The following is a 21,056-nucleotide window of genomic DNA, read 5'->3' on the forward strand; positions in this document are numbered from 1 at the left end:
GTAATTGCAATTTTTTGATAATCAAATGACGTATAATAATAAAAATAAGTATTATAGAATGGTCTTTTCTAGAAAAAGTACTAAATAGCTTGGTGATAGAGAATTTTTACCTTGGAAGAAAATTATTTTGATTTTTGTATAAAGTTCAGGAAATATGACCATTTATGTGAGGAGTATTATAGAGAATTAAGGAAAGTGGAAAAAATGCTATATGATTTCTATATGATTTTTGAATACAATTGATATAAAATGTAGAATATGTTTAATAAACTTTTCGAAGTACATGCTTTGATGATTTGTATCAATTTTTTTGATCAAAAGAATGATTAAAAGTAATGTAGCGTTTTAATTGTTAATTCTTGTGTAAGTTAAATTAAAACTTCAGATTTCTGACAAACAATCGTAATAAAGAAACCTATCTTTCAACACAAAATAGTCACACTTTCAGGTTATTATAAATTCATACCAAACAAACAACCCTAACAAAACACTTTTTCATTTTTTAACTCCTTTTACCCACTCTTCCCCAAAGAGTGGGTTATTTGTTGTGAATCACCATGACTGGCTCCGCCAGAATGGATGATTAACAATGCAAGGCGTGTGAAGAGAGAAGCCACCCTACTAGAAAATCACCAAACCCCAAATCAAAATAAAAAATTGATGTTCATTTTTCGAAAGAACCTTCTATCGATCAGCAGTACACTAAAGCTACAAAACGAAGGGACTGATGATCAATGAACGAAACCAAAACAACCCATTTCAGAAATGCTCACCAACAAAAGAAACCACTTGTCTTACTAAATATTTGGAACGTAGCCAGTGCCGATGAGCTGACGACCCAAACTATCAATTTAATTCCAACAGGTAGTTACGCAATGTCAGATTATTACGGCTATCAGGATGGTGAAAATATGCCATTTGATGAACTACTAGGCTACATAAGACAAATGGATACCCAAAACAATTACATTACCGCAGATATTGAATCAGGATATGCTACAAATGGACTAGAGCTGGCAAAGAATATTGAAGCGCTCATCAACATTGGTGTCATCGGGATCAATATTGAAGATAAAAAACCAAATACAGAAACCCTGTATTCCAAAGCAGAACAAAGTGAGCGTCTACTAGCCATCAAGCAACAAACTAACGCCATGAAAAAAGACCTTTTTATCAACGTAAGAACAGATACCTATTTTAGTGGCGATATTGCTGCAAACAACCAAAATGAACAAGTCTTAAATCAAACGATCGCACGAATCAAAGCGTATGAAAAAAATGGAATCGACGGTATTTTTATTCCAGGGTTGAAAAACCAAGAACATCTTAAGCAAATAGCAGCAGCCATTACGTTACCGATCAATATTATGCTAGATCTCCAAAACGACTCCATTGCAGATTATTTAGATACAGGAATTTCAAGAATCAGCTTTGGACCTTCGATCTATATGCTTTATAATGAATATGAAACAGACGATTTAATTACATTTTACACATCGTTACTGGCTGACTTAGCTCAATACGAGGAGCAAGATCAGATTGAATTATTTAGAATAAAGTAGAAAGGGGAATGCTCAATGATCAGCGAAAAAGAAAAAAAGCATTACTATCAAGCCTTGCTAGCAAAAGATTCAACATATGATGGTATTTTCTTTGTTGGGATCAGCTCTACTGGTGTCTTTTGCCACGCAACATGTCCTGCAAGAAAACCGAAGTATGAAAATTGTACATTTTATGAAACTGCTGAAGAGGCACTTTTGTCAGGTTATCGTCCTTGCAAACGCTGTAAACCACTATCTTATCCAAGAGAAATCCCGCTTTTAGTGCAGCAAATGGTGGAATTAGTCGAAGAAAATCCTGAAAAACGTTGGAAAGACCAAGATTTCGCAGAGTTGGGTATTCACTCAATGACTGCTAGAAGACAATTTAAAAAAGTGTATGGCATGACCTTTGTTCAATACGCACGCTCAAGAAGGATGGGGATGGCCTTGAAATCAATCAAAAATGGGGAGAAACGAATCGATACGCAGTTGGATGTCGGCTATGATTCACCAAGTGGTTTTTACGATGCTTTTTCAAAAATCATGGGTAGAAATCCAAAACAATCGAAAGAAATCAAAATATTATCAGCCGATTGGATCGATACGATTTTAGGCCCAATGATGAGTATTGCGGATGATGACTATCTGTATTTATTGGAGTTTGTGGATCGCCGTGGCTTGGAACGAGAAATTGAACGCCTACGTAATCGACTGAATGCTTCCATCGTCCCAGGTAAGACCAAGATCAATGAACAGATCAAAGCAGAATTGGATCTGTATTTTGAAAAGAAGCTGGATGAATTTCAAACACCCTATCTATGCTTAGGGTCAGATTTTCAAAAGAGTGTGTGGCAAGCGTTGACCGAAATTGATCGTGGTAAAACGTCTTCGTATAAAGAATTGGCTGCTACGATCGGTAACCCAAAAGGGATGCGGGCCGTGGGGAATGCGAATGGCGCTAATCAGTTAGCGATTATTATTCCCTGTCATCGCGTGATTCAGACTGATGGTAGTTTAGGTGGTTATGGCGGTGGTTTGGAGCGGAAGAAGTGGTTGTTGAAGCATGAACGGGAATATCACTAAAAATAGAAAAGATTATTTTCTTTCACTATAAGAAAGAGAATGATCTTTTTTGTAACGAACGTTATTTTATTTTGTTCAAAAAACTACATAGAAGCTACTGTTTTGAGCTAAAAGAGGTATAAAAACATGTTAATGTAAAGATGTAAGTAAGTTTATCTACTAAGTCTTTAAGAGGAAGAGTGGTTATTTTTATGAAAAAAGTGTTATTGAATTTAGTGTTTGCATGCTTAGGCGGTGCGGTATTATTTTCTACTAGTACACAAGTGTTTGCACAAGACAGAATGATCAACGATACCAATAATCATGTTATGGGAAATAATGTAAAGAAGGCCGAGCAGTCTAGCAAAAGCCGACAAACTTCATTACCATACACACAAGAGCATCTTCCAAGAGCGGATTTTATCGATATTTCTTCTTGGAATGGTGAAATATCTGTAGATGCATACAAAAAAATGAATGCTCAAGGGGTTAAAGGAGTAGTCGTAAAATTGACAGAATACACGACTTATAAAAATCCTTTTGCTAAGATTCAAATTGAAAATGCTAAAAAAGCAGGACTGACAGTGTCAACGTATCATTATTCTTGGTTTGTGGATGAGCAAAAAGCGGTGGAAGAAGCCAATTACTTTGCGGACTTTACGCAAGAACTTGGGTTAAATCCAGAAACGATCATGGTCAATGATGCAGAAGAAGGGGAAATGATTCCGGCAGACGTTACAATCACATCGACAGCTTTTAAAAACCAACTAAATAAACGCGGGTTTAATCATGTGATCCATTATAGTATGGCTAGCTGGTTTACGAACAATTGGTTGGAATTTCCAGTTTTAGGCAAGGAAAATAGTTGGGTTGCAGAATGGCCAAAATCACCGTCGAATGAGAACTTGTTACATTCAGATACGGCAGCATGGCAATGGAGTTCTCAGGTAGAATTTGCAGGGGTGACGGGTGTATTTGATGCCAATGTAGATTATCTTGGTCGTTTTATTTCTACACTTGAGTTTAAGTTGGGAACAGATTTGAATCCGATTCAGTATTATCAAGGGGAAGAAGTTATGTATCAAGGAAAAAAATATACTGTAATCCAAACGCATAAGAATTATGGCGAACCTTGTGGAGTGCCAGGAATTGCTGAAGCGTTGTTTGCGGTGAAGAATTGATTAGGTAAGTGAATAGAAAAGAGTGGACAATGATCAGAAAAAACTGAGAATTGTCCACTTTTTTTGAAGTCACCAGCCACCAGAAAAACCACCACCGCCAGATGATCCACCACCACCGGAACTTCCTCCTCCGCCACTACTGGAAGAACCACCAGAATTGCTACTTCGATAACTTGAGGTACTAAAATGCTGCAATGTCTGATAGTCAGCAAAATTGATTCCTGGTATTTCTCCTAAAAATAAACATTTATCAAGATCATGGATCGCTTTTGGATAATAAGTTGACTCAATTTTTTTGAAATCTCGTTCTCCTTTTTTAAAAGCTTTAGGTAATGCTTGTTCAAAGTTGCCAGCTTCTTTTAAAAAATCTTCTTTACTAGTATCTTTCCCTTTTAGCAGATGATATGAAACGAGTAAAACGAGTAATTTTTCTTTTTGTTTTGTGTAAAAGGACTTTGATACATGTGCTTTTACGTAGACTTGTACAATCTTTCTTGTTTGAACGAATGTAACTCTTGCTTGAACGATCGTTTGCAACATTTCTAAGTAGTCATTATCTGATTTTTTTAGTTGCAAGCGTAATTGTTTTGTTGCTTGCTCGATTTTCTGCGGCTCTGTTAGAAAATCAATTAGATGCTGAGAATATTCTTCATAGTACCGTTGGCTGATGTCTAGACAGAGTTTGTAGTAAATCATTTTATTCGCAGTTATTAAGTGATGGGTTCGATATTTTCCTATCTCAATTGAGTAATTTATTATGTCGCTTGTAAATAAAATTTTTGCCAGATAGCGTTGTAAGTATTGATATTTAGCAAAATTTGAGAGAATTAATATCCAAATAGGTGACGATTCGATCTGAGAAATCAGTGTTTTTTCACTTAAATCAACGTTTCCCAATGTCTTTACTTTTAATTCTTGAATCGAATCAAACAGAGACATTTTTGAAAGGCGTTTCACTAAAAAGCTTCTAAAATAGAAGTAGCTTATAATAATCCCTACAGCAATGAGCAATAGAGCAATAAAATGAGTCATAATAAAACTTAGAACAATTTCAACATAGTCAAAAAAACTCTTTTTTGGTTCTGTGTAGTGATAGTGTCCCTCAACATAAGAATTACTTGCTTGTTCTAAATCCTGAACTTCCTTTTTCGCTACTTCGTAATTGCCATAACGTTCGTTAACGATAGAAATGATATTATGACTGATGATCGTCAAACCTTGATCATACTTTTCTTCGCGAAATAATTGTTCCACACTTGTGGGGACAATGTCACGTTTCATACTATCTGTAATCACGTCTTCTACACCATATCCAACTTCTAAACGATATTTCCGATCAGATACTGCAATGACAAATAAAAAGCCGTTATTCAGGTCTTTATTGCCGATTCCTAACGTTTGAAAGGTTTTATCTGCATAGGTTTCGATCGTTTCATTTTTGGGTAATTTCTTGATGGTCTTTAGAACAAATTGTGGATGACCAGTTAGTTGTTTGAAATCTGATTCGTTTGCTTGGATGATCGCTTGTTTTGTTTCGTCGCTTAATAGACTAGCTTGATCGTCGACGAAGAAGCTTTCGGCTGAGCTGGTTTGTGGGGTGGAGAGTGTGAATAGGAAAAGGGTAGTGAGAAAAAGGATTATTTTAAGCAAGTTTGGGTTGGTAAAGTGTATGTGTTTTTTATGTGTGTGATTTGAGTTCATTTTGCTCCTTTTTGTTGTGTTGGTGTAGTTATTGCTCATTTTTTTAAGTTCAAATACTGTTCTTTAAAATTTAATAGCCTAATCCCTAATTCGTCTGAAAAATCCTACTGATCTACTATGAATCTATGGTAGGAAATTCTGCCCTTTTTTTGATTACTATTTTCAATAGTACCAGTCATTAAGCGAACTTCTAAATAAATTTTTTCATATAATTTTTTATGAATACCAGTCGAATCACTAATTCTTAAATTTAATTCATTTAAGAGTTCTTTTCCCTCTTGTTTCAATAGAATCTGATCTGTTCCAAATTGTTTAGATTGAGAGTGTGTCATCACTATGTTCCTCCTAGAGCTGCTATGATTCTTTTTTTATCTTTTCTATTTTTTGATACACATGTTCGAGCTCTATCAATATAGGATCGTTATAATTCCCAGTATCATCAACAAAATGTCTTGTTAAATCCATGAGATTAATCGTACTAGTAATTGTTTCACTACCGTCGATTTGTTCTAGAATATGGTTTATAGAACGTTCAATTCTAGCTAAGCTATAGTTTGAATTATCATTTGGATAATTGTTCTTAATTAATTTTAAAACTTGTTTACAATGATATTCAATATTTTTTAGATTGCGAAATTTAATTAGATTACTTACCATTGAGGACAATTCTTCACTTCCAATCTAATAAAGGGACGTCTAAGGACTGAGGAGCTTCTTCTATAAAACCTAATCTGCTAACATATATCTGTTTATTTAAATCTTTCAACGTCAAATAATTAATTCTTCTATAGACTTCTAATTCTTGTTCGTTTGTCAATTGTATTTGTTGCATGGTCTCGTTAGTATGGACGGATAATATAATTGTCCAATAAACTTCATCTCTAAAGTCTGCAACATTGCAATTCACGATACAAGATGGATCTTCATAAATTGTATTTTTATTTTCAGTAGATTTCCTCATAATTTTAAAATTTTCTTTGCCCATTGTTTATCAGCCCTTTATTTTAATTTATCTAAGTTAAGAGAAGCTGTATTACTAAGCTCTAGATATATAAACATGATCTAAGCTTTAAAATACTCACGCAATCTTTTATCTGTTATCAATCGCTCCACAAAATCATCTAAGGTAACATTGCCATCGGAATATGCTTTTAAGGTTTCTTTTTTCATTAGTTACGAACACATTTCAAGTATTATTTTTTCTTTATTTAATATCGCTAGCTTCGTTTTTTTTCATATCTAACGTACATTCTAAATGAGTCTTTATATTAAGTTTAACATAAAGACTGGATAAATATTTTACACTTAACAAAAAAAGTAAAAAACTACTAATTAGAGTAATTTTTCACTTTGATTGTTACTTAATATTTAATTTTTTCTTTTTGTCTCAACTCTGTAATTTGTTTCTCCATTTCCTGCAATGCTTGTGAAAAGTCGTTATGGAAGGCAGAGAAAATTTGAGAGCATGCATAGTAATTACTTGCGATTTTTTTCTTATTTACGGGTCTTTGTTTATCACTAAAAAATAATTTAGTAGATTCAGGGCATTTTGCCAAGAATTGAGTTGTTCTAAAAGGTCATGTAATGAGTAGATATCTTGATGGCTGATACTTTTAATTGGTTGATTTCTGTCATTTTTAATAGTTAACTGTTTTATTGTATTCATTGTGATTCTCCTTCAAATTTTTTTGGAGAATTTCTTAAATGTATGATATACTCAACTCGTCTAGGGTGGAGTTTTAATGATTAAGAAATTCATTTCTTAATCATTAAAGCTCTGCTTCTTTTTGTTTATAGTCAATCCTCCTTTGTGTTCAATAAAAAGAATTTAATATTCGCTTTAATGAATATATAATGCCGCAAATAGAATATTTCGTCAACGATCTTATTCCGTTTTAAGAATTATTTGTTCAATTAAACGAATTTATTATGTTGACTGTGGAATATCTACATTTTATACTGAGGATATAGTTAGTAGAAAATGGGAGGTTAAGGCAGATGACGATAATTTATAATCGATTATGGAAGTTGTTGATAGATAAAGAAATGACAAAAACACAACTACGTAAAGAAATAGGGATAGGAACGGCTACTTTAGCGAAGCTCTCTGCAAATGAAAAAGTATCGATGGATGTTATTGAGAGGATATGTGTGGCTCTTGATTGTCAACCAGGGGATATTATGGAGTTTGTTTCTGAAGATAGATAAAAAATAGAGTTAATTTCAGCAAATGAAATTAACTCTATTTTTTACGAAATCAATTCTAAATATCCTTTAGTGCCACTTGAACGGCTATTAGAACTACTTACCAAAGTTGCAGTATTTTGATTCATTAAATCGCTTGCTTGCTTATCAGCATCCTCGAACGCTTCAGCCATACTGTCAACATATGTGTTAAGCTGCTTTAAACTTTTACCTAGTTGCTTATTGCAGCTACCTAGTTGTTTCATAGCACTTTCTAATACTGATTTGCTATCATCTGTTATTGAAGTGCTAACAGACTCCATAATTTCTGGTAAATCATTTGATATAAGTGTACTTTTTATAGTTCCTACTTCAATTTTTTGCATTTTTTCACCTCACGTTGTTTAGAGTTTAAACAATTAGTTTTCTTCTTCAGAATACCATTTTAAGAATTCTTCAATGGAGTGAATAGTGTGTTCTTCGTTATCTTTACTATATTTAGAATCAAGAACTACATCTTCCCAAGGATCTGTATTTTTGGGAACTAACAGTTTTGCAAGTTCTTCTGCAGACGGGGGAGCTTGAGAATAGTTGATGTAACCAAATCCGTCAGTATCAAAGATTTTTTTTGTTTCTGGATATTGTTCTTCTAAAGCAATTAGTTTTGAATTTTCTTTTTTACTTCCTATTAAAACTTGTTGATTAGGGTTAGTTAATGAAACAAAAAATCCGCTATTATCAACAATTTTTCTATCTTGGAAATTTGTAGCTGAAATAAATTTATATTCTTTTGGAACTTGTTTTTCTTCAGCAGTTTTCTTCAGTATCTCTCGATCCATTTCAGATTCCTTTATAATCTGTTCGTCTGATAAACGAAGGTAGTAAAACTCTTTTAGTCCTTGAATTGAAAATCGAACAAATTTTTCATCATAAGTAAAATCATATATATTGTCCATGGTATAATCTTTGTCTATTTCTTTAACTTTCTTTTGTAAATCTATATCCTTCATTTTTTTTATTGATTTTCTTTCAATTGAATATACATCTAAATGATATGTTACAGAAAAATCAGGTTTATCTCCACTATTCATGGAAGAAAAACGTTCTTGATCTATTAGAATTAACTTTGTTAGCCCAATAATTGGGGAAGTCGTTTCATATTCAATACTTTTATTATCTTCATAATAACTCTTGGGTAATTTTGGACTTTTTGCACTTACCAGTAACCATTGATTGTTGTTTAGCCAATCTATTCCAGTGATGTCAGGTTTTGAACCAGTAATCCATCGCTCAGTAACTTTTAGGATATCAAACTCTTCTTTCTTTTTTGATTCTTTCAGGAAAAGGAAGATGACGACCCCAATAACGAGGACTAAGATAAGTATTGAAATATATTTTTTTTTCATGTACAGTTTCTCCCCAAGTCTATTTGTTTTTAGGATCCATAAACCATCTACTTGCATCTTTAGCGAGTTGTTCTTTATTATTTAAATTTGTATTTTTAATTGCATCCCTTAAAACGTTTTGAATTTGATCAATATTTACTTTGGACAGATCCCCGCCATTTTTAATGAAATCTATCACGGGGAGGATGTCTTCATTTTTCTTCCCTTTATTTTTTAAGGCGTTGAGTATATCTTGTTCAGCACTAGTATCCAGTTGATCAAAGAAACTTTGATATCCGTTCTCTGTAAAATCTATAAGTCTAAGTTGTTGTTCAAAGGTCATTTTATCAACAGGTGTTAGTATGGTATGCGTGATTGTATCATTCTCTGAAATTTCCAGTCCACCAATATCTAAGATATTGTGGAGAATTTTCATTTCTTGCGCATCAATATCTTTAGCCATTTGATCCCAGTTAGACCATAGATCTGCAATGCCACCCATGATGTCTCCAGCACCACCTCGAATTCTTGTTTTTTTATTATTTTCATAATTTTTTTCCCAGGCTTTAAAACCTTTTTCATCATCTCCAAAGCGTTGTTTTTGATAATTGATGATTCCTTTATCGAACAATTCATTCATACTTTTAGTTTGATTCAACCCACCACTGACAGTACCAGCAGCATTAGCAATTGCTGAAACGATGCCAATCACACCTGCAACTTCAGGTGCAAAAATTCCTAAAAATACACTTGCGGAAGTTAGAAGGACTTCATTAACAAATTGCGCTTTTTTAACTCTTAGCTCTGCTAATCTTTGATTATCTTGTGCTTTAGAGAATTCGAAGGCATCATCATAACGAATACTATCAATTTCTTTAACGCCATTTTTTAGTCCATATTCCTCATATCCAGAAAGAGACTTATAATTCTTTAAATCAAAAGAAACATCACCGTCGGTTCCAAAGTGCAAACCTTCTAATTTAGAATAGTAGTTTACCCATTGAGAACCAAAGCCCCAATCTTCCATAGACCTTTTTACTGGATTTAAAACATATAATGATTCAAAAAGAGTATCTACAGCTCTTACTTTATCATATCTAGAAAGTAAATCGGGGTCACTATTATCTAGCATTAGAATTGCACTAAGCTGTGCAAATTGGAGCGCAGTTTGTTCTGAGAATTTTTCTAGATATTTAGCAACTCTAGCCTGTGCACCTTCACCAGTTTGTGAAAGTAACGCACTCAAAAATTTTTCTAAATCAGGCGGAGCATCCTCCCCCAAAGTAACTTGATCAATTACTTTATTTGTTAAAACACCATGGAGCTGATCGCTGAGTTGATTTGGATCTAGTTTGAATAGCTTGTCATATTCGCCTTCACCTAAATAATTTAGTGCTTCTACATCCTTTTTATTCATTTTACCAGAAACTATAGCATTACCAAAGCCCTGTGAAATAAGTTTTATCATATTTGCTGGCTTTAATCCGCTCTTTGGATCTGTAATATTCATCGTATTTTCGATAGAGGAAACACACTGAGTTAATTCAGCGGTTACGGCTTCTAATGCCGCTTTAAAAGCAGTTTGTGCTTCTTGTACCGTTGAACGTGTAGTTTTAATCTCATTTGTTTTATTTTGTAATTCAGTCTGAAGGCTAGTTAAATGAGTTTCTATTTTGGAATCTGATACTTCTGGTAAGACTCCTGCAATTTCATTGATAACAGTTTTAATACCATTTGCTTTTTCTTCAAATTTTTGATATTCAGTACTGGTTACCTTCTGGCAATATTCATCTTCTACTGTGGGTTTTACAGATTTTATTAGGTTATTAAACCCCGCCCCTGTTAACGCTGAATGATAATTTTGTAGCGCTTGTGCAAAGTTTGTGGTGGCTTGCGGAAGTTGAGCAAATGCGTCAGATTTCAATTGATTCATTACACCAACGAATTGGTTAACAGACTCTGCTTCTGATCCATCCAGTTTTGAACTAAAGGTTGTTTGAGCCGCATTTGCTGCATCGGACATGGATGTACTATATTGACTAATTTTCGTCTGTAATTCACTTAGATCATTTATTTGAGTAATTTTTACAGCCATTTTATCCCTCCTTTATTTAATCATTTACTTTTTGCCTTTTCAGCTTTCGCTTTTGCCTCAGCAACTTTCCTCTCTGCTTCGGCTTTCTCAGCTGCAACAGCTGCATTATACTGTACCTCTAGATTTTCCAGATCGGTCTCTAATTTGCCGATTTTAGCGGCTAATGTTTCTAATGCAGCGCTCTTTTCACTAATTACGCTACTTTTAAATGTAGTGAAACTTTCTTTTACCCCAGTGTGTTGGTCTTTATATTTTGTTCCAGCCATTCCATCAGTATTCCTTGTAACAGACATCTTTCCGGGCATATTTTTCCCGGAAAGTTTTGACTGTAAGGTTACTAAATTTGCTTTTTCTTGACTGACATAATTCATAGCACTTCGTAAATCTGCTGAACTCATCTATTTTTTCACCTCTTTTTTCTACAAGCTATTTACATTGTTTAAATAGATATGCCATATTATTTATTAGATAATAGGCCTCATCCTCTGCTAACATAGGTTCTTTATAGTTTTTATTGCCTGGACTAAAGATACTTTGATCATTTAATCGGACAGTTAAAATGACTTCTTCTGCTCGTTTAAGAACTTTACTTATATCATCGTATCCTTTTGATAATTCAAAAATATCTGCAATTGAAACAAAGTAGATGCCGACTTGGTGTGCTTCTGTTAATAATTTTACCAATAAAGTTTGATTTAGGGTATCCATTTCACTAACGACCTTATTAACATTGTTTAGTAAAATATACATAGGTTTCAAACCTCTATAAAACTCTGTAGGAGAAAGTTGACCTTGCTTTTCTCTTTCAATTGTATATTGTTCTTCACGTTCTTCTAAGCGTATTTTTAAAGCATTTAGTAAATCATGGTACTGCTCTTTTTCTGTTGCTAGTGCCGATACTTTATCGTGTAACTCATATAAAGGACTATTTGCTGTATCAAGTAAAATAACTTGGTGTTCTTTTTGTAATAATTGAGACAAGAGTTGTTTACCGAATTGCTCCGCTTCTTGTATTTTTCCGTAAGCAAATAGGAGGTTGCTTCTATAACTATCCCAAGAAACGCTCTGTACTTCTTCAAAGTCGATCCCAACTGGGAATAAGTTAGGTGTTGCTAAATCTTGTTGGACACTTGGCATGTTTACGAAGTATTCTTCTGTTAATATTTCAGGCACCATCGGAATTGGTTCAGGTCTAGCACCTGTCCAATGTTCATCCATGTCATTCACTTCTTCTTGAATCGCTTCAATAATTTGCAAGGTATCTTCACCATCCGCTGGAAGAGCAGTTTGGAACAACTCAGGTTCTTCCAACTTAATCAAGCCACGACCAGGCAAGTCATCAATCGTTAATGTGGTACGTCCAACAATCGCTCTTGGCTCTGAATCATCAATCATCTTCAATACAACTTGCGTCTTGATATTACTTGAAAGAGTCGCTCTCATTGAATTTTGTCTACCAGCAGATAGAAGTAAATGAATCCCGATTCCAGCACCTTCACGAGCGACCTGAGTGATAACCTTCTCAAGAATCTCTTCAAACTTCGCACCCTTCATACCTTCAAATCCATCTAACAAGATAAGAATAATCGGTTCTTCTTTCCCACTAGCACGTTCATACATATCCAAACTAGCCACAGAAAACTCACTCAACAACTTCTTACGACGTTTTAATTCATCATTGATCCGTCTCGCAAATTTCTCGATTTTCTCTTCTTCATCAATACTCATCGTATCTGCGACATGCGGTAATTTTTTAAGAGGTAACAGTCCATTCGTCCCAAAATCAAGCAAGTACACATTCAACCGCTCTGGACTATGCACTCTCGCCAAATCCATCACAACCGTCTGCATAAACGTACTTTTCCCATACCCAGGACTACTAAAAACCGTCATATGACCTTCTTGCGTCATATTCAAACGCAAGGTATTCTGCGCCTGCATACTCGGCACATCCACTACACCAAGAACTGGTTCAAGCGGCTGTTTCTCCGTCAACCATTCTTCTCTAAAGTCCACAGGATGAAGGGTAGAAGAAGCAATCCGTTCTTCCAACGGTGGTAACCAAGGACGTGGAAGTGGGGTAATGTTTTCACGTTCCGCTACTTCATGAATCCCATCAATAATGGCATCTAGTTCAGTCGGAATCTGTTTTACATCATCCGCATTCTCCAAGCCACTTAAATCTTCACTTAAAATCTCATACTGACCAAGGTCGTTAACCAAGTAAATCGTATGATCCTCAATCTGTTGATCGTCTTTCTCAGGCTGATAATCCGCCCCACTCCAAGCGCTTTGGAACAATTCATAAATCTCATTATTCCCCACTTGCAAGTAGGCACGCCCAGCTTGGGTGATTTCTGCCGCATCTGGTGTTTTTAACATTTCCATTGAATCGGCTTTATCCGCCACTTTCAATGCTAATTTGAATTTCGAGTTACTCCAGATTTGGTCATTGACCACACCACTTGGTTTTTGCGTCGCAAGGATCAAGTGAATCCCCAACGAACGTCCAATCCGAGCCGTAGAAACCAATTCCTTCATAAACTCAGGCTGTTCTGATTTTAACTCGGCGAACTCATCCGAAATTAGGAAGAGGTGAGGCATAGGCTCAGAAACATCGCCATTTTTATATAATTTTTGATACTGATTGATATGATTCACGTTATTCTCCGAGAAAAGGCGCTGACGGCGTTTTAGCTCGGCATTGATGGAAATCAAGGCACGCATACTTTGAGTGCCATCTAGGTTGGTAATACTCCCTAATAAGTGAGGTAGGTTACGGAACAAGTTCGCCATACCCCCACCTTTGTAGTCAATCAGTAGGAAAGCCACATCATAAGGATGGAAATTCACGGCTAAACTTAAAATATAACTCTGCACGATCTCGGATTTACCAGAACCAGTCGTACCAGCGACTAAACCATGAGGCCCGTGGGCTTTTTCATGTAAGTTCAAGTAGACAATATCGTCTTTTCCACGTAAACCTAAAGGCACAGCTAAGGTTTTATTAGCTGTATTCTGTGTAATACTAACAAAATAGGGAATAATATTAGTGAGATAAAAGAAAAAAGTAAAAAACTACTGAAAATAGTAATTTTTTACTTTAAGAATGACTCAATATTTAACTTTTTCTTTTTGTCTCAACTCTGTAATTTGTTTCTCCATTTCCTGCAATGCTTGTGAAAAGTCGTTATGAAATGCACAGAAAATTTGAGAACATGCATAGTAATTATTTGCAATTTTTTTCTTGTTTACTGGTCTTTGTTTATCACTAAAATAATGATTTAGTAGATTCAGTGCATTTTGCCAAGAATTAAGTTGTTCTAAAAGGTCATGTAATGAGTAGATATCTTGGTGGCTGATACTTTTAATTGGTTGATTTTTATCATTTTTAATATTTAATGGTTGTATTTTATTCATTGAGTTTCTCCTTTAAGTTTTTTTGGAGAATTTCTTAAATGTATGATATACTCAACTTGTTGAGGGTGGAGTTTTAATTTAAGAAATTCGTTTCTTAATTTTTAGAGCTCTGCTTTTTGTTTAATAGTTTATGAATTCAAAATAAATATACTTGTTTACTTAAGTTCATATTAGATCACCTCCTCTAAATAGGATCTCCTGTATTTTTGTAGACTTATAGGATATAAGATAATAATTATTCCTATACAAAAGAATGTCTCTATTAACTTTATACTCTTATTATACATATTACTGTTTACTTTATCAATAGTAAAAGTAAATATTTAAATACTTTTTTGAAAAATATTGTAAAACCTAGTATAGTAATACATGAAAGAAGGTGCTATTTTGGAGCAATTAGGAATCAATATTAGGAAATTACGTAAAGTCAGAGGCATGACACAGGAAGAACTGGCAGAAAATGCTAAAACAACGAAGCAAAGTATTTTAAAGATCGAAAAAGGAGAAACAATTCCTCTGAGTACGACTCTTTACGCGATTGCATCTTCATTAGGCACGACTGTTGAGACTCTTTTTAGTGAGGATATTGAGTTTAGTCAGACTTCTGAAAATATAGTTTTGGATGTTTTGAGGAAACAAGCCTCATTTAATGAACTACATAGAAATATTTTGGAAGACAGTAAAGACGATGAATTTGATAAAGTAAAGTTAGAGAAGGAGAGGAAACTTCTTCTTTCGGAGTTAGATATAGACAATCTAAGTAACAAAAAACTGCATGAACTTATTTTTTTGAAACAGGTATTTGATTTAGAAAACGCTCGAAAGGAATACTTAGATAGTAGTAATAATCAGAAATTGTAAAATTCCCTTGAAGTAGGCAGACAAAATATTGATACATTCTGTTTTACTTCAAGGGAATTTTATTGTAAGTGGCTACCTTTTCAAATCATCCAAAGTTTTGTTAGCTCGTAGTCTTTTTACAAAACTATCTAATGCATCATTTTCATTATCAAAAAAATGCACACCTTCCTCGGTAGCTCTCTCATTACGTGCATAGACTTTCCAAGAATTATTATCTTTAGCTATTCCTAACTCATTTTCTTTTGGATTATCTTGATTAAAAAGACTGTAATTAGATAAATTTTCTTTCTTTATAGTCTCTTTGACTTCTTCCATATTCATAGTACTCCTCCTATTTCACAATTTTTAATAAACCTAATTTTTCTAATAAGTCTGCTGGCATAGGTAATTGCCATTTAATTCCTCTTCCAACAGAATTAAATCCTAGAGCTATTTCTCCAGATTGTAGTATTAACTGTTCAGATGATAAATAATATTTTGTCATATAATTTATTGCTTTTTGTACAGCCGAGGGTCATTACAAATTCCAATGTAAGATTTAATTTTATTGAGATCTCCAGTAACTTCATAATGATGATATTTAGACATATCTTTTACACAAGGCATTGAACGCTGATCATAATTAAATCCATTTCCATTTTCTAATGGCGAAGTAAATCGTCCGTTAGTTGGACCATATCAATCAAGCTTGGAACCTATTTCAGGAATATGCCTATTTTTGATAGTATTACCAGCATCATCTAAAGCGAAATCATCATTAGGTACTTGAGACCAATCAATAGCTTCATTTTTTTTAAGACACTTGATAATTTCGAAACTTGAATTTTTTCTGTGTAACAGAAAAAGTCAAAAATTACTAAAAAGTAATTTTTGACTTTGAAAACTATAGTCCTTTTTTTCTGAAATATTCTAATACCTTATTTTTTGCTCTTAATCGTTCAGTAAAATTATCTAATGCTTCACTTTCATTTTGAAATACCTTAATACCTTCTGCACTCCCTTTTTCACTAGTAGAAAAAACCTCCCAAGATTTATTTTCTTTTTTTATTACTACTTCATTTTCTTTCACAGGATGTTTTTCAAATAGATTAAAATTTGTTAGTCCTTCATCTTGTATTATTTTATTAACTTCATTTTCTTCCATGCACGATTCTCCTTTAAAGTTTTGTTATCAGTCCTAGGTCAGTTAACATTTCAAGAGGTAGTGGCATTTGCCATTGTATACCACCGCCAGTTGACCCAAAACCACTGGCAATATCACTAGCTTGGATTATTAAGTCATCATATGTTAAACTCTTATCAATCATATAGGATTTTATAACTTCTTTTAATCCTGTATCTGCGTTCTCAATTTTTGATACTATATCGTTAAAATTACCAGTAACCTCATATTTATGATATTTGGACATTTCTTCTATAAAAGGCAATGACCTTTGATCATAGTCGTATACTTTTCCATTTTCTAATGGTGAGGTGAAACGACCATCTGCTGAACCATAGCGATCAAATTGGGTACCAATCTCAGGTGTGTGACCATTTTTAATAGCATTACCAGCATCATCTAAAACAAAACCGTCATTGGGTACTTGAGCCCAATCAATAGCGCCATTTTTCGTTAGAACACTTGATGATTTGGGCACTTGAATTTTTTCTGGCCACTTCCCAGTTTTTAAGAAATCATCTGCAATTTGATCCCCACCGGCCCAATGATTTCGCAAGTATCGTTCTAGTTCGTCACCACTACAAGTTGTTTGTTTGATAATTGAATGTGTGCGCATTGTTTTAGCAACTACTTGAATTTGTTTATAGCTACTACGACTAGAATTCTGCATCATTTTCACGACATGTTCCATCTTAGTGGATGATGCACCTTTAACCATACTAATATTTTTACTGAAAGAAGTTAGTCCCTTCACACCACCAAAGACACCTAAAGCTCCAGCACCAAATCTGAACCAACGTTCACCAGTGCCCAATTCACGTCCACTTATTAAATCTTTACCAATACCAGCATTAAGCATTTCATATCCACCCAACGCAGCGCCTAAAACCATACCAGCTGGTGGGCAAACGATTCCTACGACAACAGTCGTTGCAAGTGCAGCCATGTTGAACCAAAATTCTTTTTTCTTCTGTCCATCTGAAATAGATTCGTATTCAAACGCTCCAGAGTAAAGAGCTGCTTTTTGATAATCCGCATAAGATAAATCTTTTGCGCCAGGATTGTTTTTTAAATAGTTTTTCCACTCGTCAACCATCGCTTTGCCAACTGGGTTGTCCCCATTTAAAATATCATTAAGATTTATTTTATCTTTTTTACCTCATACGTCATGTTGCTTCCCATAGCATAAGCCGTTCTAGTTTCTTTTATTCCTAAGCTATTAGAAACAGAGTATTCTGTGATATCTAAATCTCTTACAGCAGTTACATAGGCATCCATTTCTTTATAGAAAGGATCGTCGATTTCAATAGATAAAATAGTGTTAACTTGTCCTGTGAAATCTTTCAGTATTTTTGGTTTCTTGATATTGATTACTAAAAACTAAAAATAAAAAAATCATTCCTAGAATGATTTTTTATAGCGATATACTACTTTAATAGTTCATGAAACTATTAAAGTAGTATATCGTAAAATTAAAGTAAATATATTACTATTCATTTATCTTAATTTATATATTCTTCTTATTTCATGAGTTTCTAAATCTGCATATCTTGTCGTTATAGGTAGCCGACTTTTTTCGTTAACAAAGTGAAGGGTAATTTTTTTAGCTGTTTCTAAATCAATCCAATTACCACAAGAAACATAAATAGGCTTTACATCTTTTCTTGTCCTAAGAACCAAGCCGTATATCTCGTTCTGGGTTTGTATGAATTCAAAAGCTCCAACTTCATTTTTAGGTTCTTTAAATTCAGCTCCATCAATTTTTAAATAAGATTTTGCTACGCCAATTGTTGGTTTGTTTAAATAAAATGACGCATGTGTAGCAATTCCCATATGTCTAGCATGTAAATAGCCGTTTCCATCAAACATATACAAATCTGGTTTGATAGATAATTTTTCTACAGCTTTTAAAATCAGTGGTAGTTCTCGGAAAGCTAAAAAGCCAGAAATGTAAGGAACTTCAATTTCTCCGTAATAATTCACTTTTTCAACAATAGATTTTGTAACATAATCTATTATGATAATGCAGCAAACACCATACTCTTTTCCGTATTTGCTCCAGTATGCTAAGTCAACTCCAGCAACAAATTTAAGATCATTAATTTGAAATTTATTATGCAAATCAATTTTTGATAACCATTTTTCTTGTTCTAATTTAAATTGTTCTTGCATTTCTATCATTTTTATTTCTCAACCGAACTTTCTAACCATCATTTTATCGAAATCTGTAGGTTCTTTCTTTTCTTCTATAATATTTCCATCTTCATCATATTTGACAAAGGTCATAAGAAAACCACCTGTTCGCTCTTCTTCAATCTTAATAGCACTATTCTCGTAATATTCAATTCTTTTTCCTTCGGGAACGTTATCAATCATGTTACTAATGGATTCAATATTACCATTAGAATAAAATCTTACTGTTGCACCTTGTTTAATCCCATCTCTAACAAACATATAAGACTCTAAATTGCCATTCTCATACAATTCGTAAGCTAAACCAGTAAACACTCTTTCATTATCATTTTCATCAAATTCGACTATCTCTAAGCCGTGTTTACCACCATTAGCTAAGTATTCAAAATTAGTTCCATGTTCTAAAATGTATTTTTTTGTTAGAATTTTATCAGTTTGTTTATCTTCCAACTTTTGACACCTCCGATATTATATCAAATCCTTCTAGTAAGTAAGCACAGTGAGGGCATCGAGTAAACATCATTCCTGCTGGTTTTGCCTTATTTTGACCAGTTCTAACTACATTAATTACAATATCTTTAATATTAGCATTAGGATTCGCTAATAGCGCTTCATTGGCGGCATATATTTCTGCATGAGAACCAAATCCCTTTGTAAATTCGTAAGAACCTTTTACATGATCTGGAACATCTACAAAAAGTTTCTCTAACTGTGGAGCCCATTTATTAGGTGGGAGTCCGTCATAATTATTTATTGCAAAATTATACTTTCCTGTAGTTTTATCAAATGCTCCTGCAAAAGCAGGTCCAAGTTTATTTTTACTAGTGGCTTTTCTGATATTTTCTAATTCTTGCATTGTCTCGCCACGTAAATTCATTCTTTGATTTAACTCTGTTTTAGACATTTTACCATATTTTCCATGTAAATAATCTAACCTATTTGCGTATTTCCCCCTAGTTGCAGTGCTGTTAGCCATTTGAGCAGCCTGAAGAGCTTTCGCTTGGCTCATTATCCCCTTATAATTACTACGGCTAGAATTCTGCATCATCTTCACAACATGTTCCATCTTAGTGGATGAAGCACCTTTAACCATACTAATATTTTTACTGAAAGAAGTTAGTCCCTTCACACCACCAAAGACACCTAAAGCTCCAGCACCAAATCTGAACCAACGTTCACCAGTGCCCAATTCACGTCCACTTATTAAGTCTTTACCAATACCAGCATTAAGCATTTCATATCCACCCAACGCAGCGCCTAAAACCATACCAGCTGGTGGGCAAACGATTCCTACGACAACAGTCGTTGCAAGTGCAGCCATGTTGAACCAAAATTCTTTTTTCTTCTGTCCATCTGAAATAGATTCGTATTCAAACGCTCCAGAGTAAAGAGCTGCTTTTTGATAATCCGCATAAGATAAATCTTTTGCGCCAGGATTGTTTTTTAAATAGTTTTTCCACTCGTCAACCATCGCTTTGCCAACTGGGTTGTCCCCATTTAAAATATCATTAAGATTTATTTTATCTTTTTTTACCTCATACGTCATGTTGCTTCCCATAGCGTAAGCCGTTCTAGTTTCTTTTATTCCTAAGCTATTAGAAACAGAGTATTCTGTGATATCTAAATCTCTTACAGCAGTTACATAGGCATCCATTTCTTTATAGAAAGGATCGTCGATTTCAGTAGATAAAATAGTGTTAACTTGCCCTGTAAAATCTTTTAGTACTTTTAATTTTTCACCGATTTCTTTATACTGACTACTACGATCGGTATGACTGAAACTGATAATCCCATCTTCGTCATAGGTTGCGATATTGTCTTCTGCTTTTTCTAGATTTTTAGTGACATCATTTAATTCTTCATGAACACCTTTACCCCATCCAGAACCAATTAAATTTCCTAAGTCACGTCCCATTTTTTCCCAGCTACTTTGAGTATACTTTACATCTGCCATTATTTCACCTCTTTTCTACCTATTTCTGTGCAGCCTGTATGCCGTTAGAAATGCCTGTGTCCATTTCGCTCATTTGCTCCCAAGTCAATGCAGTTATTTGTAGCAATCTGCCATAATGTTCAGCAACAGAAGCATATTTATTTGGGATGTCTTTTAATTTACTAACGGCGTCTTTTGCTTGTCCTTCTTTATAAAATTTTAAATTCCCGATTTTTTGTGCTTCTTTGCAAGCTTCTTCGATTGTTTCAAGAATATCCATTAAATCTGCACCAAAATCTTCAATATCACTAATGTTTATATCTACGTTTTGTGCCATA

At 34.0% G+C, this 21,056-nt stretch carries 23 protein-coding genes; 5 read left to right on the forward strand and 18 right to left on the reverse strand.

Features of this window, described 5'->3' with window-relative positions; genetic code table 11:
* Positions 1 to 734 precede the first annotated feature (734 nt).
* The 3 genes from A5866_RS11140 (at position 735) to A5866_RS11150 (ending at position 3,784) form a co-directional block, all read left to right on the forward strand.
* Entirely contained in the window at positions 735 to 1,562 is an 828-nt protein-coding gene (locus A5866_RS11140; RefSeq protein WP_086445372.1) for an isocitrate lyase/PEP mutase family protein, read from the forward strand.
* Between the two features lie 15 nt (positions 1,563 to 1,577).
* Positions 1,578 to 2,624: a bifunctional transcriptional activator/DNA repair enzyme AdaA gene (locus tag A5866_RS11145; RefSeq protein WP_086445371.1), complete on the forward strand. Its 1,047-nt coding sequence runs from the start codon at positions 1,578 to 1,580 to the stop codon at positions 2,622 to 2,624.
* 191 nt (positions 2,625 to 2,815) lie between these two features.
* A complete protein-coding gene (locus A5866_RS11150) occupies positions 2,816 to 3,784 on the forward strand; it encodes a GH25 family lysozyme (RefSeq protein ID WP_086445370.1) in 969 nt (322 codons plus the stop codon).
* Between the two features lie 69 nt (positions 3,785 to 3,853).
* Here A5866_RS11150 and A5866_RS11155 read toward each other — a convergent pair whose 3' ends face one another.
* The 4 genes from A5866_RS11155 to A5866_RS11170 all read right to left on the reverse strand — a co-directional run bounded on the left by A5866_RS11155 (position 3,854) and on the right by A5866_RS11170 (position 7,151).
* Positions 3,854 to 5,485, reverse strand: a complete 1,632-nt coding sequence (locus A5866_RS11155) for a TPM domain-containing protein (RefSeq protein WP_176332611.1) — start codon at positions 5,483 to 5,485, stop codon at positions 3,854 to 3,856.
* 104 nt (positions 5,486 to 5,589) lie between these two features.
* Positions 5,590 to 5,817 (reverse strand): hypothetical protein, encoded by a 228-nt coding sequence (locus A5866_RS11160; RefSeq protein WP_086445368.1) that lies wholly within the window; start codon positions 5,815 to 5,817, stop codon positions 5,590 to 5,592.
* A gap of 338 nt (positions 5,818 to 6,155) precedes the next feature.
* On the reverse strand, positions 6,156 to 6,470 hold the full coding sequence (locus tag A5866_RS11165; protein ID WP_086445366.1) for a hypothetical protein: 315 nt from the start codon (positions 6,468 to 6,470) through the stop codon (positions 6,156 to 6,158).
* Between the two features lie 513 nt (positions 6,471 to 6,983).
* Positions 6,984 to 7,151 (reverse strand): hypothetical protein, encoded by a 168-nt coding sequence (locus A5866_RS11170; RefSeq protein ID WP_254907623.1) that lies wholly within the window; start codon positions 7,149 to 7,151, stop codon positions 6,984 to 6,986.
* Positions 7,152 to 7,483: 332 nt separating this feature from the next.
* On the opposite strand from A5866_RS11170, the gene A5866_RS11175 reads away from it, so the two are divergent.
* Entirely contained in the window at positions 7,484 to 7,693 is a 210-nt protein-coding gene (locus A5866_RS11175) for a helix-turn-helix domain-containing protein (RefSeq protein ID WP_086445365.1), read from the forward strand.
* Positions 7,694 to 7,734: 41 nt separating this feature from the next.
* Here the strand turns inward: A5866_RS11175 and A5866_RS11180 are convergent, their stop codons facing one another.
* The 6 genes from A5866_RS11180 to A5866_RS11205 form a co-directional block, all read right to left on the reverse strand.
* Positions 7,735 to 8,055 (reverse strand): hypothetical protein, encoded by a 321-nt coding sequence (locus A5866_RS11180; RefSeq protein ID WP_069640024.1) that lies wholly within the window; start codon positions 8,053 to 8,055, stop codon positions 7,735 to 7,737.
* A 33-nt stretch (positions 8,056 to 8,088) separates the two neighbouring features.
* Positions 8,089 to 9,075: a hypothetical protein gene (locus A5866_RS11185; RefSeq protein ID WP_069640025.1), complete on the reverse strand. Its 987-nt coding sequence runs from the start codon at positions 9,073 to 9,075 to the stop codon at positions 8,089 to 8,091.
* Between the two features lie 19 nt (positions 9,076 to 9,094).
* The gene (locus tag A5866_RS11190) at positions 9,095 to 11,149 is read right to left on the reverse strand and encodes a hypothetical protein (RefSeq protein WP_086445351.1); all 2,055 of its coding nucleotides are present in this window, start codon (positions 11,147 to 11,149) and stop codon (positions 9,095 to 9,097) included.
* A 20-nt stretch (positions 11,150 to 11,169) separates the two neighbouring features.
* Positions 11,170 to 11,547 carry a hypothetical protein gene (locus tag A5866_RS11195; protein WP_086445350.1) on the reverse strand — a complete coding sequence of 126 codons (378 nt, stop codon included), beginning with the start codon at positions 11,545 to 11,547 and terminating at the stop codon, positions 11,170 to 11,172.
* A 28-nt stretch (positions 11,548 to 11,575) separates the two neighbouring features.
* On the reverse strand, positions 11,576 to 14,143 hold the full coding sequence (gene essC, locus A5866_RS11200) for a type VII secretion protein EssC (protein WP_422389661.1): 2,568 nt from the start codon (positions 14,141 to 14,143) through the stop codon (positions 11,576 to 11,578).
* Positions 14,144 to 14,263: 120 nt separating this feature from the next.
* The gene (locus A5866_RS11205; RefSeq protein WP_086445361.1) at positions 14,264 to 14,569 is read right to left on the reverse strand and encodes a hypothetical protein; all 306 of its coding nucleotides are present in this window, start codon (positions 14,567 to 14,569) and stop codon (positions 14,264 to 14,266) included.
* A gap of 369 nt (positions 14,570 to 14,938) precedes the next feature.
* Here A5866_RS11205 and A5866_RS11210 point away from each other — a divergent pair, with 369 nt between their 5' ends.
* A complete protein-coding gene (locus A5866_RS11210) occupies positions 14,939 to 15,430 on the forward strand; it encodes a helix-turn-helix domain-containing protein (RefSeq protein WP_086445364.1) in 492 nt (163 codons plus the stop codon).
* A 72-nt stretch (positions 15,431 to 15,502) separates the two neighbouring features.
* Here A5866_RS11210 and A5866_RS11215 read toward each other — a convergent pair whose 3' ends face one another.
* The 8 genes from A5866_RS11215 to A5866_RS11250 form a co-directional block, all read right to left on the reverse strand.
* A complete protein-coding gene (locus tag A5866_RS11215; RefSeq protein ID WP_086445363.1) occupies positions 15,503 to 15,751 on the reverse strand; it encodes an Imm59 family immunity protein in 249 nt (82 codons plus the stop codon).
* 10 nt (positions 15,752 to 15,761) lie between these two features.
* Positions 15,762 to 15,914, reverse strand: coding sequence for a hypothetical protein (locus A5866_RS11220; RefSeq protein ID WP_176332610.1), 153 nt, complete (start codon positions 15,912 to 15,914; stop codon positions 15,762 to 15,764).
* A 399-nt stretch (positions 15,915 to 16,313) separates the two neighbouring features.
* Positions 16,314 to 16,574 (reverse strand): Imm59 family immunity protein, encoded by a 261-nt coding sequence (locus A5866_RS11225; RefSeq protein ID WP_086445362.1) that lies wholly within the window; start codon positions 16,572 to 16,574, stop codon positions 16,314 to 16,316.
* Positions 16,575 to 16,587: 13 nt separating this feature from the next.
* The gene (locus A5866_RS11230; protein WP_339099670.1) at positions 16,588 to 17,688 is read right to left on the reverse strand and encodes a glycohydrolase toxin TNT-related protein; all 1,101 of its coding nucleotides are present in this window, start codon (positions 17,686 to 17,688) and stop codon (positions 16,588 to 16,590) included.
* 401 nt (positions 17,689 to 18,089) lie between these two features.
* Positions 18,090 to 18,773, reverse strand: coding sequence for an endonuclease V (locus A5866_RS11235; RefSeq protein ID WP_086445359.1), 684 nt, complete (start codon positions 18,771 to 18,773; stop codon positions 18,090 to 18,092).
* 9 nt (positions 18,774 to 18,782) lie between these two features.
* Positions 18,783 to 19,235, reverse strand: coding sequence for a toxin-antitoxin system YwqK family antitoxin (locus A5866_RS11240; protein ID WP_086445358.1), 453 nt, complete (start codon positions 19,233 to 19,235; stop codon positions 18,783 to 18,785).
* Entirely contained in the window at positions 19,225 to 20,739 is a 1,515-nt protein-coding gene (locus tag A5866_RS11245; RefSeq protein ID WP_086445357.1) for a YwqJ-related putative deaminase, read from the reverse strand. The genes A5866_RS11240 and A5866_RS11245 overlap by 11 nt, the downstream gene beginning before the upstream one ends.
* A 19-nt stretch (positions 20,740 to 20,758) precedes the next feature.
* The gene (locus A5866_RS11250; RefSeq protein ID WP_086445356.1) at positions 20,759 to 21,055 is read right to left on the reverse strand and encodes a hypothetical protein; all 297 of its coding nucleotides are present in this window, start codon (positions 21,053 to 21,055) and stop codon (positions 20,759 to 20,761) included.
* Position 21,056: the final 1 nt, after the last annotated feature.

It is taken from the genome of Enterococcus sp. 12C11_DIV0727 (genome assembly GCF_002148425.2).
In the GTDB taxonomy this organism is placed as follows: Bacteria; Bacillota; Bacilli; order Lactobacillales; family Enterococcaceae; genus Enterococcus_L; species Enterococcus_L lemimoniae.